This is a genomic window from Nocardia sp. NPDC052001 (genome assembly GCF_040680615.1).
Lineage (GTDB): Bacteria > Actinomycetota > Actinomycetes > Mycobacteriales > Mycobacteriaceae > Nocardia.
Genome location: NZ_JBFAXC010000009.1, coordinates 86,230 through 102,232 on the forward strand (window position 1 = coordinate 86,230; position 16,003 = coordinate 102,232).

Annotated in this window: 17 protein-coding genes; 10 read left to right on the top strand and 7 right to left on the bottom strand. The window is 65.4% G+C overall.

Annotated features, from left to right (window positions below; translation table 11 throughout):
- Positions 1-279: 279 nt before the first annotated feature.
- Together AB0L82_RS33245 and AB0L82_RS33250 are read left to right on the top strand one after the other, a co-directional pair.
- Positions 280-2,079, top strand: coding sequence for a hypothetical protein (locus tag AB0L82_RS33245; protein ID WP_364645450.1), 1,800 nt, complete (start codon positions 280-282; stop codon positions 2,077-2,079).
- Positions 2,080-2,155: 76 nt separating this feature from the next.
- Positions 2,156-3,958: a hypothetical protein gene (locus AB0L82_RS33250; RefSeq protein WP_364645453.1), complete on the top strand. Its 1,803-nt coding sequence runs from the start codon at positions 2,156-2,158 to the stop codon at positions 3,956-3,958.
- A 531-nt stretch (positions 3,959-4,489) separates the two neighbouring features.
- Here the strand turns inward: AB0L82_RS33250 and AB0L82_RS33255 are convergent.
- A complete protein-coding gene (locus AB0L82_RS33255; protein WP_364645456.1) occupies positions 4,490-5,218 on the bottom strand; it encodes a hypothetical protein in 729 nt (242 codons plus the stop codon).
- A 21-nt stretch (positions 5,219-5,239) separates the two neighbouring features.
- Positions 5,240-5,893 (bottom strand): serine hydrolase domain-containing protein, encoded by a 654-nt coding sequence (locus tag AB0L82_RS33260; RefSeq protein WP_364645459.1) that lies wholly within the window; start codon positions 5,891-5,893, stop codon positions 5,240-5,242.
- 435 nt (positions 5,894-6,328) lie between these two features.
- Here AB0L82_RS33260 and AB0L82_RS33265 point away from each other — a divergent pair, with 435 nt between their 5' ends.
- A complete protein-coding gene (locus AB0L82_RS33265; RefSeq protein WP_364645463.1) occupies positions 6,329-6,817 on the top strand; it encodes a nitroreductase/quinone reductase family protein in 489 nt (162 codons plus the stop codon).
- Between the two features lie 269 nt (positions 6,818-7,086).
- Here AB0L82_RS33265 and AB0L82_RS33270 read toward each other — a convergent pair whose 3' ends face one another.
- Positions 7,087-7,692: a helix-turn-helix domain-containing protein gene (locus AB0L82_RS33270; RefSeq protein WP_364645467.1), complete on the bottom strand. Its 606-nt coding sequence runs from the start codon at positions 7,690-7,692 to the stop codon at positions 7,087-7,089.
- A gap of 125 nt (positions 7,693-7,817) precedes the next feature.
- Here AB0L82_RS33270 and AB0L82_RS33275 point away from each other — a divergent pair, with 125 nt between their 5' ends.
- A complete protein-coding gene (locus tag AB0L82_RS33275) occupies positions 7,818-8,909 on the top strand; it encodes a hypothetical protein (protein ID WP_364645470.1) in 1,092 nt (363 codons plus the stop codon).
- A gap of 171 nt (positions 8,910-9,080) precedes the next feature.
- On the opposite strand, the gene AB0L82_RS33280 is transcribed toward AB0L82_RS33275, so the two are convergent.
- Positions 9,081-10,262 carry a PP2C family protein-serine/threonine phosphatase gene (locus tag AB0L82_RS33280; protein WP_364645473.1) on the bottom strand — a complete coding sequence of 394 codons (1,182 nt, stop codon included), beginning with the start codon at positions 10,260-10,262 and terminating at the stop codon, positions 9,081-9,083.
- Positions 10,263-10,400: 138 nt separating this feature from the next.
- Here AB0L82_RS33280 and AB0L82_RS33285 point away from each other — a divergent pair, with 138 nt between their 5' ends.
- The gene (locus tag AB0L82_RS33285) at positions 10,401-10,883 is read left to right on the top strand and encodes a MarR family transcriptional regulator (RefSeq protein ID WP_364645476.1); all 483 of its coding nucleotides are present in this window, start codon (positions 10,401-10,403) and stop codon (positions 10,881-10,883) included.
- 295 nt (positions 10,884-11,178) lie between these two features.
- The gene (locus AB0L82_RS33290; protein ID WP_364645479.1) at positions 11,179-11,529 is read left to right on the top strand and encodes an STAS domain-containing protein; all 351 of its coding nucleotides are present in this window, start codon (positions 11,179-11,181) and stop codon (positions 11,527-11,529) included.
- Positions 11,530-11,608: 79 nt separating this feature from the next.
- On the opposite strand, the gene AB0L82_RS33295 is transcribed toward AB0L82_RS33290, so the two are convergent.
- Entirely contained in the window at positions 11,609-11,965 is a 357-nt protein-coding gene (locus tag AB0L82_RS33295) for a DoxX family protein (protein WP_364645482.1), read from the bottom strand.
- A complete protein-coding gene (locus AB0L82_RS33300) occupies positions 11,962-12,564 on the bottom strand; it encodes a TetR/AcrR family transcriptional regulator (RefSeq protein WP_364645485.1) in 603 nt (200 codons plus the stop codon). The genes AB0L82_RS33295 and AB0L82_RS33300 overlap by 4 nt, the downstream gene beginning before the upstream one ends.
- Before the next feature lie 545 nt (positions 12,565-13,109).
- Between AB0L82_RS33300 and AB0L82_RS33305 the strand changes: the two genes are divergently transcribed.
- The 4 genes from AB0L82_RS33305 (at position 13,110) to AB0L82_RS33320 (ending at position 14,992) form a co-directional block, all read left to right on the top strand.
- On the top strand, positions 13,110-13,583 hold the full coding sequence (locus AB0L82_RS33305; RefSeq protein ID WP_364645488.1) for a roadblock/LC7 domain-containing protein: 474 nt from the start codon (positions 13,110-13,112) through the stop codon (positions 13,581-13,583).
- Between the two features lie 31 nt (positions 13,584-13,614).
- Positions 13,615-13,986, top strand: coding sequence for a hypothetical protein (locus AB0L82_RS33310; RefSeq protein WP_364645491.1), 372 nt, complete (start codon positions 13,615-13,617; stop codon positions 13,984-13,986).
- Between the two features lie 138 nt (positions 13,987-14,124).
- Entirely contained in the window at positions 14,125-14,619 is a 495-nt protein-coding gene (locus AB0L82_RS33315) for a hypothetical protein (RefSeq protein ID WP_364645494.1), read from the top strand.
- Between the two features lie 145 nt (positions 14,620-14,764).
- Positions 14,765-14,992: a hypothetical protein gene (locus AB0L82_RS33320; RefSeq protein WP_364645497.1), complete on the top strand. Its 228-nt coding sequence runs from the start codon at positions 14,765-14,767 to the stop codon at positions 14,990-14,992.
- A gap of 57 nt (positions 14,993-15,049) precedes the next feature.
- On the opposite strand, the gene AB0L82_RS33325 is transcribed toward AB0L82_RS33320, so the two are convergent.
- A complete protein-coding gene (locus AB0L82_RS33325) occupies positions 15,050-15,955 on the bottom strand; it encodes a LysR family transcriptional regulator (RefSeq protein ID WP_364645500.1) in 906 nt (301 codons plus the stop codon).
- Positions 15,956-16,003 lie beyond the last annotated feature (48 nt).

Genomic DNA, 16,003 nt, shown 5'->3' on the forward strand with positions numbered 1-16,003 from the left:
TGACGCCGCGGGCCACCGCGGCGGAACTCCGGAGTTCGGTTCCAGAGCTTGGTGCGCGGGATTCGATACCGACAGCCCATCAGCAGGATGGACCGTGGGCTGTCGGGTTGGCGATCGATATCGAGACGGTCATGCATGTGCACAATTGGCGCCCGCGCTTTTCTCGATGCCGCCACTGGTGATCACAGTTTGCCGGTGATGTGCTGTTTCCGACGATGTGGTCAGCGGTTTCGCGTGCCGGTCGTCTCGACATTCGAAGTAATGAAAGGGGCCGACCTCGTGGTTGGGCTTAACGGTCCGCGCAGGCAGCGCGACCTTCCGGGGAATATCAAGCGGCTCGCCGCACTCGCGGTCGCCGCGACCGCGACCGTGATCGCGCTGCCGGTGGGGACCGCCGGCGCCGAGGAACCGGCTCCCGCCGGTGTCGCGACCGATCGTCAGGAGCAGATCCTCGAAACCCGTGATGGTCTCATCATTTCCAATGTCACCTATTCGCTGCCGCTGCCCGCGGGCGCTCCGGCCCACCCGGCCGCGTGCGATCGCGTCGGGTATCTGCGTTACCGCCCGGTCGGGGGACCGGAGAAGTCCAGTGATGCGGACAAGGTGATCATCCAGCAGCCCGGTGCCATCGGGGGCGCGGTGAACAACGACAGCGTCGCGGCCAATACCGTCATCTCGGCCCGGTCGTTGGGTCAGAACGTCGAGTTCTGGGCGCTGGCGCGGCGCAGCTCCTGCCTCGATGAGAACACCGGATTCGACTACGCGCTGCGCACCGGCAACTACCTGGACGCGGTCGACTTCTACTTCAACCACAAGCCGATCGACGGCCAGGTGTTCGGCGGGTTCAAGGAATCGCAGGATCTGGCGGTGCTGGACCTCATGGGCACCGATCGGGTTGTCCGCGACGAGTACGAGATCATGCTCGCCGAGATCCCCGATCAGGTTGTGCGCCAGCAGAAATACGTGTGCACCGGTATCTCGCTCGGCGGTTTGATGACCGGCTTCTTCAGCGACTGGGACTTCGACGGTAATCCGGCCACGACCCGTGACGCCGGCTACAACCAGTGCGCCGCGTTCGCCGCGCAGGACACCATGATCTCCTCCGATCCGGTCGCCATCCAGAACACCCCGTTGCTGCACGACCTCACCAACGCCATCGTCGGGCCCACCAACGATGTGGTGAAGGCCGTCGCGAACGCCGGTGTACTGCCGCGTGCGCTGGTCTCGGTTCCGGTCGTCGGTGCGCGCACCTTCATGATCTACCGGCTGGCCGGGCTCGCCGCGCACCTCGAGCCGGACGCGGAAAGTCAACTGCTGGCGCATCTTCCGCACGATCTGGATATCGACGCCACCCTGGACTTCATGTTCTCCGGGACGCTGGGGTCGTTCGCCACCAATGGTGCGGACGGGGCGGGCACCATGCGCGACTACCGATTCACCAACACCGCGCTGCTGGGTGAGTTCATCGACAACAACTCGGGCAATTTCGCGCTGTTCCAGCAGGGCGTCGGTGCACTCTCCGGTGGACCGGTGAGCGAGAAGAGCTTCCCGGTACCGGGTTCGGTCACCCAGGTGCCGCTGATGGGCGGATTCCTGCGCACGGTGGCCGGCTCGCAGACGCGGGTGCGTCCTACCGATCGCACGGTGCTGTACACCTGGCGCAACTACGACGACGTGCAGGGCGTGCCCTACACCTCGCCGAATCACGAGACGTCCGACATCCGTGACGCGGCACGGCAGCTCGGCACCGGCGGACCGTACGCGTACTGGGAGACGTACTTCCCCGCACGCCTGTACATCGACCTCGGCGCCGGTTTCGGCGGCGCGCGCGGCGGCGATATGACCAATCTGCGCTACCACAACATGGCCAACACCAAGCCGCGGTACATCGCGTATGCCGGAGATGGGTTCGTGCAGTTGGGCGCCAGCCTGGCTGTGCCCCCGCCGCCGACCGCTCAGGTGGTCACCCTGCCGGGCTACAGCCACGTGGACGTCATCGGCGCGGCGCGAGTGCAGAACAACGGCAAGCCGGACGCGAGCGCGCAAACCCTCGCCGAGTTCGTCAAAACCCTGCCATGACAGTCGAATTCACTTTCACCTCGTTCGGAAAGCGGGAGCAATGAGGCTCACCAGGCGGATCAGACCGCTACTGTCCATGACTATTCCTTTGGCCGTCACCGCGACCCTGGTCGTCACCGGCTTGACCATCCCGGAATCGGTTGCCGCACCGGTGTTCTCGGGAACGGCCGATTCCGAGACCGTCACCCCGGTCACCGGTGATCCCGGTCTGGGCGACGATGTCGAGGCGAGCTATGTCCGTCTGCACTACCCGAGCCGGTACTCGACCATGGCGCATCCCGAGGCGTGCGACTGGATCTCGTTCGTGCGCTACCGATCCAAGAAAGGACCGGAGAAGACCTCCGACGCCGACGCGGTGCTCAGCGTGCAACCCGGCACCTTCTCGGGTGCGGCGAACCTGAATCCGCAAGGGCCGCAGGTGGTTCGCAAGGCCGCCGCGACCGGCAAGTTCGTCGAATACATTTCCCTGGATCGCCGGGCGAACTGCGCCGAGGACCGCACCGGGTGGGACGCCGCGCAGCAGGCGAGGGACTATCACGTCGCCGCGGACTACTACTTCGGCGGCAAGTCGATCGACGGTAAGTCCTACCACTATCAGACTCCGCAGGATCTGAACTATCTCGGCGAATACGGCTTGGCCCTGACCCTGGACGACTGGCGAGTTGTCATCGAGTACCTGCTGCCCGATCCCGGCGCCCGGACCAAGAGCTTCTGCGGCGGTCATTCGCTGGGCGCGTTCCTGACCGGGCCGATGATGGCGTGGGATTTCGATCAGGACGCCGCCACCACCGACGACGCGGGTTTCAACCTGTGCGGTGGCGGCCTCGTTCCCGAAGACGGATTCGCCATGACCGACCCCGCCGGCTTCGCCGGTGCGCCGCCGTTGGACATGTTCTTCTCCGCCGTGGGCGGCGCGGCGCGGAACGGCGTGGACTGGCTGCTGAAGAACGGTCTGAGCGTGGCGCAATGGCCGGTGACGTCGGCCAGTGAGATCATGAACGCCTATCAGCTGGCGGGCATGGCGGCGGACCAGAACCCGGACGGCGAAAGCGATCTCAAATCCCTGGTGCCTGCGGACCTGCGCAGCGAACCATGGATGCGCCTGATGTACGGCAAGGATTATCTGGACCTGTTCACCGGTCAGAACCTTCCCCGCGATTACCGGCTTACCAACGCCGCCGCGCTGGGGATGCTGTTCGATCAGAACTCGGCGGAATATGTCATGCAGGCGGGGCTGGGATTTTACGACTGTGCGACGGTCGGCAAGACCTACCCGGTGCCCAACGGACTCGCCTCGGTGCCGATCCTGGGACCGACCCTGTTCATCATCCCGCTGCGGGTCGGGTACGGGCAGAACTACACCCCGGTCGACCACAACCGGCTCTGCGGCTGGAAGAACTACGATCAGATGCCGGCCTCCACGATCGACGGTATCGATCCGGTCCGGGGCAACCCGACCGATCGCGACCACGAGGTGACCGATATTCGTCAGTTCGCCCGTGCGATGAATCCGGGTGGGCAGCCCACCGACTTCTTCGAGCAGTACACCCCGCTGCGCATCATCACCGACACCATTTTCGCGCTCGGCCTCGGCCGCGACGGGGAGCTCAAGCAGTTGCAGAACCGCAGTGGCGGCATCCTGAACTTCCTGCTGCACGGTGACCGCTGGCAGAGCACCCCTTCGGCCAGGCGCAACCTGACCCTGCTCTCGGGGGACTCGCCACTGCAGAACGCGGGTTACGCCGGTATCTTGCCCGCCAATGCCAAGATCATTCCCGGCTACCGCCACTATGACGTGGTGACGGCCGCGGAACGACAGAACAACGGAATGCCGGAAATGGCAAGCACTCTCATCGCCAATTTCATCACCCAGCCGTGAACCGTGCGGACGATATCGGACCGGCACAGCGCCGACCGGGATCGTCCGCGTACTCGGTCTCACGCCGGGGCGCACCGACCGGGCACGAATAGTCGGTATGCCCCGGAGCCGCTGACCCGAGGACGATGTGATCGATCGGCGCGAAGTCCGCGCAGAGGATTGCCTCGTGCAGCGGGTCGCGGTGTCATTCCCGCATGGCGGATGCGTTCCGGGCAGGGGTGTTCGTATCCGCCATGCGGGAGTGACGTGTCCTTCAGGACCGCCATGATCGCCGCGAGGGGCTCGGTCACGGAGGCCTGGACATGCGGTCCGCACGGGTTGGGAAGCGGCCAGGGAGCTCGTGCTAGCTGGCCCGAAAGTCATTGTCGCGGTGTGTGATTCCGAGCGGACTGCGCGATCGTTGTGGCGCCGGGGGCGTGGTCTGCGAGTCTTCCTCGATGCCGCCGTGCGGCCGTATGCGCTCGATCCTGTGTCGGCGCAACGCCTGTGGTCCCTGTCCGCGGAGCGGACAGGGACCGATATCACTCGCGGCTAGCGCTGGCCGTGGTTCAGGCCGCGCAGGGCTGCGCCGATCTGCCCGGTCGAATCGAGCATGGTGGCGAAGATGTCCTGCGGGACGGCTTTGCCGTTGCACCACAGCAGATTACAGTTGCTCGACGCGTAGGGACCGACGCCGAACAGGACCTGGCTGAGTCCGGCCGGGTCGGTCCAGAACGCGAGATCGTCGAGATTGCTCACCACGGGCCCGAAGGTGTCGCCGTAGCGGTAGGGGTCGTCATTGGGTTCGGCGGGCAGATCGGTGACCGCGGCGGTGACGCGGCGCAGGAATTCCTTGTTGTCGGGATTCGATTCCGCGGCCAGCGAGGTCTGCACGTTGTTCAGGTCGATGCCGGCAGGAATGCCCATGCGCACGATGACCATATCGCGGCTGGGGACCACGGCCACGAACTGCCCGAGCGCGCCGACGAAAGCGTACATATCGCGGGGCGCGCCGGGGAACATCGCGTGCTGGAACACCTTCGCAGTCGGCACGGTGGCGGTCTTGTAGGAGTCACCGGCATTGAGCCAGAACAGGAATCCATACCCGCCGTTGGCCTCGGTGGGCTGCTGAGCCTGGCGGATGTAGTCCCCGTCGACCAACTGCCGCTCACCCCAGCGCCCGGTCTGCAGCATGAGCTGGCCCAGGCGGGCCAGATCGTCCGCACGCATGGCCAAGCCGCCGTTGACCGCGGTATTGCCGCTGCGGTCCCGTAGCCACACCCATTGATCCCGGTCGATTCCCTAGGGCGCCATCAGTTCTCGCTGTACGAAGTCCTGGAAATCCATGCCGGTGGCGATTTCCACGATCTTGGGCAGCAGCACCAAAACGGCCTGGCCGTATTGGAAGGTCGTACCCGGAGCGAAGGCGAAGGGATTGTCGAGGGTCTGCGATACCTCGTCGGTGGCGATACCGGCGATATCGGCGGCCCAGGTGAACCGGAGCCCGGTGGTTTGAGTGAGCACCTGGCGCACGGTCAGCGCGGCATGTTCGGGATCGGCCTGCGGGAAGAATTTGCCCAGCGGATCGTCCAGGCCGAAGTACCCCAGGGAGATCGCGCGTCCCACGGCCACCGAGGCGACGCCCTTGCTGGCGCTGGCCAGGGGCATGGGCAGATTGCCGATGCGGGTGTCGTCCCCGACTCGGCAGCCATGGCGATAGACCTGAATCGCGTACGCGCCCTTGCTCGTTCCGAAACCGATGGCGTCGTTCAGGGCTGCGGGGTCGATGCCCACGTCCGCCGGATCGGCGTGCCGGAAGCCCTGATTCTGAGTGGGGGAGGAGCATGCGCTGGTGGCCGGCGGTGCGGCCGCGGTCGTCGCGGGGACGGCCAGCAGCGAGCACACGGTCAGGACGGCGGCGCCGACGCCCTCGATCCGGTTGCGACGGGCGGTCATGAAATGCGTTGTCCTTCTTCGGTGTTCGAGAAGCGGGCGTGCGTCACGGATCGGCGGGTGCGATAGAAACGGGGCGGTACCGGGACACCGGACTGGGCGTCAATGCGAGACCGACAGGTCTCGAACAAAGGCTAGGTCCCCGGCCCGCGCCGCCCTATATGTGTGATGACGAAGTCTGCGACGCCCCGTTGTGCTGATGCACGGCGTGCGGCAGATTCCTGTCAACGCAGGCGAATTCGAACGGCGAAGGCACGGGCTGTTCTGACTTCGTCGCCGACACCCAGCATCTCGGCTGTGACGTGCGTAGAGTCGCTCTCACGTCACCGTAGCTCGAAATGGCCAGTGATGCAGGGCCTTTGGTCTCTATGTCTCGATCGCCAGGCCCGGCAGAGTACCTGGTTGACAGGGAAAGCCGGAATCGTGAGGAGGCTACTGATGTGGCCGTATTCCGCGGCACGCTTGCGGGCCATGTACGCGGGTGGGCGGGGCGATGCCACTGCGCGAGGGTTCGCGCGGTTGTGGTCGGCGGTGTTCGCCCTGGGTCTGCAGCCGCGGCGATGGGTGACATTGGAAGTGCCCGGACGTCGGACGAGGAAGGTGCGGCAGTTCCCGTTGGGTATGGCGGACTGGCACCACCGGTGGTATCTGGTCTCGATGCTCGGCGAGCACTGTGACTGGGTGCGCAACGTCCGTGCCGCACAGGGAAAAGTCGTGCTTCGACACGGGCGCCGACGCCGTGTCCGTCTGGTCGAGGTGCCTGTGCCCGAACGCGCCGAGATCTTGCGTCGCTATCTCGACACGGTGCCGGGCGCCCGCCCGCACATTCCGGTCGACCGCCATGCCGCATTGACCGAGTTCGACATGATCGCCGCTGACTATCCGGTGTTTCGAGTCGAGCCCGACACTTCACCGGCGGACCGCTGATTGCCTCCGACTAGGACGTGCCTCGGGGCAAGCAATTCGCGTGGGGCGTCGTCAGCGCGAATGGGCTCATCCAGGCTTCGGAGGGGCTACGGGCATTGGAACGAAGACCCCCGAAGCCGAAGTATCCGGCGTCGGTCGCACGTACTGCTTGCCGAGTGATCGCTCGACCGATCAGGAGTGCTCGGGGGAGCGATGGCCTTGGTCGTGTTCAGCGCCCGGGTGGATTGGAGTTCGTGCGTCGTCCACGGTGTCGTGTCGACCGACACCTCTCATTCCCGGTGATCAGGTCGGGTGATGCCGTGGGTGATGAACGGCCACACACGTCGGACCGCGGCGGCGAGTTCACCGCCGTCGGCCAGTATCAGGCGTTGGGTGTCCAGGCAGGCCAGGATCATGTCCGCCGCGGTGTCGGGGTCCGGGTCATCGCGAAATACCCCGCTGGCACTGCCGCGACGAAGGATGTCGCGTAACCGGTCGCGCAGGGGTGTGATGTGGTCCATGAGTGCTGCGCGCTGGGCTGGTGGCAGCGCGGCGGCGAGATTTCGGGCGTTCGAGGAGGCCACGGCGAATTCGGACAGCACAGTGACCACGACGGTTCTCAGATTCTCGCTGGGGTCGTCGCTATCGGCGAGTTCGCGGTCGAGAAGGCGCAGGTACTGGTCGACGCGATGTTGTGACCAGGCCAGCAGGAGGGCGTGTTTGTCGCGGTGATAGTTGTAGATCGAGCTGCGGGACACCTCGGCGTGCTCGGCGACATCGCGGAGAGTGAGCTGTTCGTACCCACGCTCGGCCAGCAGGGCGTCGAACGCGGCGAGCAGTCGCTGGGAGACGTCCTCGCGGTGTTCGGCCATCGACGAACCGGTGATCTTGGGCATGGGTGACTTGTTCCTTTCGATCCCTGTTTTTATGACACCGTGTCGTCATATTACTCTCGGGCGGCATTCCGCTCTCGGGCGGCATTCCGCTCACGGGCGGTCGTATCGATCGAAGGAACACCCTGATGATGGTCTCGGCATTGTTCGGCGTGGTGTCCGCTGGACATCTGGCGGTGGCGCTGTGGGGCGCACATCGGTTGCGGCGCAACGGAAATCGGCTGCTGATCGTCCCACTGCTGTTATGTATGGCCCTGGTGTACGACAACGCCGTCATTGCGGTCGGCGCGGCGCTCGGGCCGGGTGCGGTGCTCGAGGTCGCGAGCATCCCGCGATTCGCGGTGCACGCCGTGCTCACCCCCACGCTGATCCTGTGGGCGCAGACGGTGGCGTGCCGCGCGGGAGTGCGATGGGCTGATTCGCGGGCGGGCACGGTCATCGCGTGGGCACTGGCTCTGGGTTCGATCGCGGTGGCGATCGTCAACGATGTGGTCGGGTTGTCGCTCCGGCCGCTCTGGTGGGCCGGCACCCTGCGGTACGCCAATATCCCTGTCCCCGATACCGAAGCGCTGCCGGTGGTAATCACGGGAGTGTTCGTTCTGGTCGCCGGTATCGGGGTGTGGCAGCGGCGACGGTGGCTACCGATGATGCTCACCGCGGCGGTGATGACCTTTGCCGCCGCAGTGGCACCGGAGTCCCCGTTGGTGGGCAATATGGGCGAGCTGGTGCTCGCGGCGGGTCTGATGGGTACCGCGCACTGGCTGCGCCGCGAGCCGGACACCGCGGCATTACCTGCGACCGCTGTCGCGAAGCTCACCCGCCGCGCAGGCTGGATCGCGTTTCCCGCCCTCGTTGTGACGACCCTGTGGCCGGGCGTCGGCGTGGTCGCGCTGGTGCAACCGGTCTACGAGATCCTGCTCGTCGTACACGCCCAACTCGGAATCACCACCTTCGGGCTACCGCCCAAAGGCAACCGGCTGCGGCGCTTTCACACCGGCTTCGGCTACGCCAACATTCCTCTGCTCGCCGCAGGCCAGCTGCTGGGACTGTTCCCTCCCACCCGCGATTTGGCTGCCGCGGTGACCTGGGCGCTGCTGATTTCCATCACCGTCCACATCGGCATCGGAGTCGTATTCGCGCTCCGGCGCCGGGCCGCACGCCCAGCGCGCCGTGCTGTCCCGAGCAAAGGCCCGCGAACATACACGAACTCTTCTCATTGACGCGGTCGGCGGCGTAGTCGCTGACGGCACCGCGAGTTCCGGTGTAGCAGAAGCGCTATGGCGTATACCGAGCCTGGCCGTATCGGTCCCGCGAGGGTTGCGCCATGGTCGTTCGTCAGTCGGGGTGGTGCATACCGGGACGGTTGAGCAGACCTGGTTGTTCCTGTCGGCTCATTTGCCGTGGGGGTGGTTCCAGTCGATGCAGACCACGACCGCGTCATCGACCAGGTCGGTGCCCTCGTGGTAGTCGAGCAGTTCGGTGATGATGGCGCATGCGGCCTGGGAGGCGGGCAAATTGCTGGAAGCGCGGATGGATTGGTCGAGATTGGTTGTGCCGTAAGCGATTCCAGCGGGAGACTGGGCGGTGTGCACGCCGTCGCTGACGATGACGAGCCGGTCGCCGGGTTCGACGTGGAAACTTTGTTCGCGATAGTCGGTGCGGTCGAACATGCCCAGCGGCAGTTGCGCGTCGAACTCGATCGGCTCGACCGTGCCCGCGCGCAAGCGAAGTACGCGCGGCGAGCCCGCGTCGACGACTCCGACGCGGCCAGTGGCGATTTCGAATCGCAGCAGCAGGGTCTCGACGTGCTGACTGCCTCCGTGTTGTGCGAAGAGGGCCTGATCGGCCAATGAGGCCTGGTCGGCGATGTCGAGTCCGGCTCGGCGCGCGTTGCGCAGGGCGCTGATGGCGAGGTTGGTCAGCAGCGCGGCGCCGATGCCGTGGCCCATGCCGTTGGAGACGGTGACGGTGAGGTGGTCCGCCGAGGTGCTCCAGTCGAAGTTGTCTCCCCCGATGGTGTAGGCGGGTTCGAGCTGCCCACCCAGGGAGTATTCCGCGCGAGAACAGCCGCGTCCGGGCAGCAGCTGCCATTGCATCTCCGCGGCGAGGCTGAGGCGTTCGCGGCGGCGCGCTTGCAGGTAGAGGTCGGTGTCGCGTTCGGCGACGATCAGTTCGTGGCCCAGCATGGTGGCCAGCGCGGCCAGCGCACGCTGGTCCTTCTCGGTAGGTACGCCGGGCAGTTCGATCCGCAGGATGCCCAGCCGGTCCCCGCGCACGGCCACCGGTACATGGATTACGACGCCCTCGGCGGCGGGGCCGGGTTCCAGCAGTGCCTGTTGGGCGGTGAATGCCCGGCCCGCGGTCGTGGTTCTGATCGCCAGCGGTGTCGCGGTGTGGGGCAGCTCGGTAACCGGTTGCAGCACCGACAACCGGTAGTCGGCCAGCAGCAGCTCGACCGAGAGTGCCGCGAAATCAGTTCGGAGAGTGTCCCGGATGACGTCGAGCAGAGCGTGCGGGGCGCTCGCGCGCAGGGCGGTCTCGGCGTGAGCGAGCGGGTCGCCGTTGCGGGTCATGTGGGCCTCTGAGAGTCGGCGAGCCCCCGGGGGCTACGCGGCTGTGGTCGATCGCGGCGATTGTCGCACGACACTAATTCGACGACGGTACCGCGCGCGGGGTGTGCTCACGACGAGAGGACGTGTCACAGTAGTGCGATGAGCAGTGCGCAGCGGCCGGACCGTTCCGGGACCGACCTTACTGCGGCCGTGGAACAGGCCGCGGAACGGCTGGTCGTGCTGTGGGGCCAGGCCCAGCAGTCGGTGGGGACACGAGTCTCGCCCTCGCAGCTGCAGGCGCTGATGATCGTGCAACGCCATGGGCAGATCAACCTCAACGGTTTGGCGGTCGAGTTGGAGGCGATGCCGTCGTCGGCGAGCCGATTGTGTGACCGTCTCCAAGCCGCGGGACTGCTCGCCCGCACCGCGAGCCCGGCCAACCGCCGCGAGGTGATGCTCGCGTTGACCAGGGATGGGCAGCGGCTGCTCGCCGAGGTCAGCGACACTCGACGGCGGGATTTGGCCCGGGTACTGCGCAGGATGAGCCCAGCAGGGCGGCAGGCGCTGCTGGCGGGTTTGACCGAGTTCGCCGCGAGCGCGGAACACGGCAGCGACATCGCACCGCAGGAGCGTCGCGCCTGACCGGACGGACCGCTGACGGAATATTTTCCGTGCGGCAATCGACGGCATCGTCAGTGAGAGTTGACGTGGGCGAGCCACTTCGACCGCATGGTCGCGCGTTGTGGCAATCCGGTCGCGATCCGCGTCCCCGCCCTGGTCTTGCTCACGGCATAGCAAGTTCGATGCGCTGACATCGCTGTCCGCTGGTCGCCATCGGGGTAATGGATCGCGCACTGCGGTTCGCCGTTAAATATTTGTCGTGCGACAATTGTTCGGGTGGCCGTATCGAGCCGGTCCACTGGAGACGAGGTCGATTGTGAGTTCACCCAGCGGCACCCCCCGGGCCGTCGCGCGGTCGCGGCGGTATCTGGACATTCGACCAGGTGAGGTGTGGTGTGTCCTGCACGGAGACCTTCCGGGGGTGGTGATGCGTGGTGAGATCGACCTGGCCACCGAACCCCAGTTGGACAATGCCTACGGAGAACTCGTACAGCTAGCACCCGCCGACGTCATCCTCGACCTGGCCGAGGTCACCTTCATCGGAGGTGTCGGACTGCGACTGATAGTCCGCCTGGCCGCACGCCTGTCGTCCACCGGGCACAAGCTGATCATCGAGTCGCCGAGCCGGCCCGCGCAACGTCTGCTGGAACTGACCGGCTTTGCCTAGCCGACTGTTCCAGGTCTGACGGTTGCGCGGGTGGCTCGCCGATGGTCGAGGTCGGGCGCAGTCGAACGGCGCGTGCCGTTTACGCCACGTACGGAACCGCTGCCGCCACGGACAGGGTCAGCATGCCGAGGCAGTTGATCCAGAACTCGTATCCCAGGAACCTGGCCCGGTAGTGGGAGTACGCGGCGCAGGTGAAGTAGGCGATCACCCCGACCACGGTGGCGAGTCCGATGCCCGGATATTTCAGTCCGACAAGCAATCCGGCGGTGGCCGCCAGTTTGATGGCGATCAGTGTCCACCACCAGTCGCGCGGAAATCGGACGCCGTCGAGGCATTGCTGAATGAACTTCGGCGGGCGGATGGACATGAGCGCGTCGGCGAACAGTGAAAGCGCGAGTAGTGCTGGCAGCCACCAGGGTTCGGGTGCGTGGATCATTGTTTTCCGTTCGGTTGTGCGATGACGAAGTCGATGGTTTGGCGTAATTGGTCGGCCGCGTCGGGCATCGTGATGGCACCGCTGGACGCGGTCATCAGCAAGCCCAGGTAGGCGAGATAGATGGTCCGAGCGCCGGGGCCGACCTGGCTGCGGGGGAGCGGGGAACGGGCGAGGACGGTTTCGAGTTCGGCCAGCAGGGCCAGCGCGAGGTCCCGAAAGATCACCGACTCATGGTTTCCGCGGACCAGGATCGCGGTGTACTCGCGGGAGAGTTCGGGGTCGAGCGCGAAGTATCCGACGAAGGGTACGAAGAGTTTCAGTACGTCCTCGGTGGTCGCGGTCGTCGTCGAGGGTGCGAGCTCGGTGTGCCTGTCGTTGTGCACCGAGGTGATCCAGGTGTCGAAGATGGATACCAGCAGCGTGTCCTTTCCGCCGACCGCCATGACTGTCCCGGTGCTCACGTTCGCTTCGGCGGCGATCTGTCGAATCGTGGTCGCTTTGAAGCCTTGGGTGCGGAAGAGCTGTTCGGCTGCCGCCAAGACTTTCTGTCGGGTCGCTGCTTGTTGCTCCGACCGTGACTGAACATGTTCACTGAACATGTTCAGTAAAGTATCACGACGGTCGCGCGATGGCCATCAGTGAGGTTTTTCCCACAGTGGACCTAAGCGTCGGACCGCTCGAGTCGGACAGCTCGCCCGTCATCGGCGTCGACCGAGTGTGGGCGTGCTCGGAATTGGACTGTCGCCCAGCGTGATCGGCATGGCTCGTCGGGGAGAGGCGGTGTCGATTCCGGCCCTATCTGGATTTGTAGCTCCGCATTCGCCATCGCCCCGCTATGCTGTAAATACGTAGCAAGGGTAGCGAAAAGGTCAGTGCCCCAAGGGTACTGGTCAGCTCCCAGGTGCCGGTCCGGATTGCTGGGGCGGTCTGACGATGCTGCGGCAGGCCCTTCCGGTCCTGGATTCGGGAGAGCGAACTTCGATAAGCGCACGAATGGCGCAGCGGGTCACAATGATTCGCGCTGCGTAGATACGGTTGCCGCCGAGCCGGTCCCATTGGGCACAGTGGTTGTGGTGTCCGAATGGTCGGCGTCGGTCACGGCGGGGCAGATGGTCCGGGGAACACTCCAGGAAGGGGCGATCGTTTGCACTCTCACCAGGCACCGCCGAACAGTGACATCGAACTCCGACTATCCGAACTACGACAGCGCCTTCCGTATCTGATCGGCTCGGTGGTGGCGTCGAGTGACGGTCTGCTGATCGCGGGCGACCTACCCGAGTCGATCGAGCCCACCGGTATCGCCGCACTGGCGGCCGCGCAGCTGTCGCTGTCGCTGACCTTCGTCGCGACGACCCACGGTACGGACCTGCACGAGGTGGTCATCGACAGCGGCGCCGGACATGTGGTCGTGTATTCCGCAGGTCCGACCGCGTCACTGACAGTTCTGACCGCCGCCGACGCCGTACTCGCTCGGGTGCATCTGGAGGCGCGTCCGGTGGCACGAGTGATCGCGGAATTATTGGCCCCTTCCGTCACTCCGCCCGAAACGGTGATGACCACCGCAGGATTCGTGATGTCGTCCAACAGGTCCCAGCTGGAAGTTCCGAAAACCTACTGAGCCGCAACGCGATACGGGAAAGAGGTGAGCGATGTCGAACCTGGATGTGGCATTGAAGGACATGATGAACATCGACGGCGTGCTGGGCGCGGCGGTCGTCGACTGCGCCAGCGGAATGGCCCTCGGCACAGCGGGAGGATCTCGGTCGCTGGATCTTCAGATCGGCGCGGCCGGCAGCACCGAGGTGATGCGAGCCAAGATCCGCACGATCGAACAGCTCGGCCTCAATGACGGGATCGAGGACATCCTGATCACGCTGTCGGGGCAGTATCACATTCTGCGCCCACTGAGCGCCCAGCGTTCCACGGGCCTGTTCCTCTACCTGGCGCTGGACCGTATGCGCGCCAATCTGGCTCTCGCACGCCACCATCTGCGCAAGATCGGCGACGAACTCGAGATCTGACTGAAGATCCAGCCGACCCGAATCGGTGCCGGCGGTGAGCGGGATGCCCTCCGATGCTTCGGCTAGGCTCCGGGACTGTGGCCTTTTGCTGATGAAGAGTCGTTCTGGGCGTGGGCGGCCGACCCCGATGCGGTGTTGATGGAGCAGGATGAGGACCTGTTGCTCCATGACCCGGCAGGGCTGCCGCTGTTGGTGAATGCCGTCGCGGATGCTGAATGCCCGAAGCGGAGTTATTGCGCCACGGTTCTGCACGACTACTCCCGCCGGATCATGGGATGGCAAGTCGCGCATGAGTATCCAGCCTTGCGCTCCGCCGCTGATCGAGCGTCGAGCAGTGGCGATGGGTGGGTGCGGTGGTGGTCGGAATATGTGAGCCGGTTGTTCTCCTACCTCACCGATGTCCGGCCCGTGAACCGAGCCGCCGCCGAGCGGATGGCGATAGATCTACTCGCCGGTCCCGCCGACAATCTGGTGATTCAGCTCGCTGCGGGCCAAATGCATTGGCAATGCGCTGAATCCGGCCACTACCCGACATTCCTGTACATCAGCCGACGCAGCGGTGAGTACCGGATGACACGGCCGCACCCGCTCTCCAGACAAGAAATCGAGGCGCTCTACCGCCAGCGATCCTGACGACCCGCTGCCGACGCGGGCTTCGCGCCTGAATGACCCCGTCCTCCCGATGGCAACGGTTTCCGGGGCTGTCTCGGCTGGAACGCACCTGGATATTGTTCGCACCGCGCCGGGATTCTGCTCGGCCGCACGAAAGGACCTCAGTATGCGAACTCGTCTCGGTGTCGTGATCTTCACCGCCGCAACGATTCTGACTCCGCTGCTCGCTGCCGGATCGGCGTCGGCCACGCCAGCGAATCCGCCCGCTGCCAGCGGCCCGATCGCCGACAGCGGCAGTGCGAGCGCGTCGGTGCAGTTCCTGTGTTTCCTGAAGGATCTCACCGACTCACTGTCCGCCCGGGCCGGCAGCAACTGCGTACCTCTTCGACCCTGAAGACGTTGAGCCGCATGGCCGAGTTGCGTGCCCGAAAGCTGTGGCAGTCACCGCGGGTCAGCTTCCGAGGCGGGTTGGCGCGTGTTCTGCGATATAGCTGTGGAGTCTGGCGACGGCGGGTGTGGGTTGGTGGTGTCCGGAGACAAGACCGATAGTGCGGTTCCGGGGGAGAGTGAGGGGGATGGGGCGCAGGCCGGGGTGCGGGGTCTCGGGTTCTGGTAGTAGGGCCACTCCCAGGCCGTGGGCGACGAGGGCGCGCAGGGTTTCGAATTCGGTGATCTCGAAGGCGACGTGTGGTGCGAATCCTGCTTCGTCGCACCAGGTGTCGAGCATGCGGCGCAGGTGATAGTTGGGTGGGTTGGCGATGAAGTTCTCGCCTGCGGCTTCGATGAGGTCAATGCTGTCGCGCCCGGAGAGGTGGTGGGTGGAGGCGGTGTAGAGGTGGATGCGTTGGTGCCCGAGCGTCATAGAGGGCAGATCGGTCGGCGCGGGGATCATGACGGCGAGATCGAGCAGTCCCTCGCGGATCATGCTGGCCAGCGCGTCACCGTGCGCCTGGACCAGGTGCAGTCGGATACGGGGTGCCGCGGTGTGGAAGTCGGCCAGCAGCGAGGGGACGCTGACCGGCCCCAGCGTGAGTGGGAATCCGAACCGCACCAGACCGGCGTCGGGGTCGGCGTTGCTGCGGACCACGCTGACCGCGTCGCGCAGGGAGTGCACCAGGCCATGCGTGCGTTCATACAGCTCGCGTCCAGCCGGAGTGAGTGTGATTCCGCGCCCCGCCGGTTGGAACAGCTGCGTGCCGACGCTCTTCTCCACGGCCTTCAATCGTCGGCTCAGCGAGGATTGCGGAACCCCCAGCGCCTGTGCGGCACGTGTGATGTGTCCCTCGCGTGCGGCCGCGTCGAAGGCCGCCAGCAACGGCACCAATGTCTCGACCTCAGCCGATCCGGAGTCATCCATTTCTGGATGATAATCATCGAGTTCTGCCTGTAGACGGATCGGTCCGGT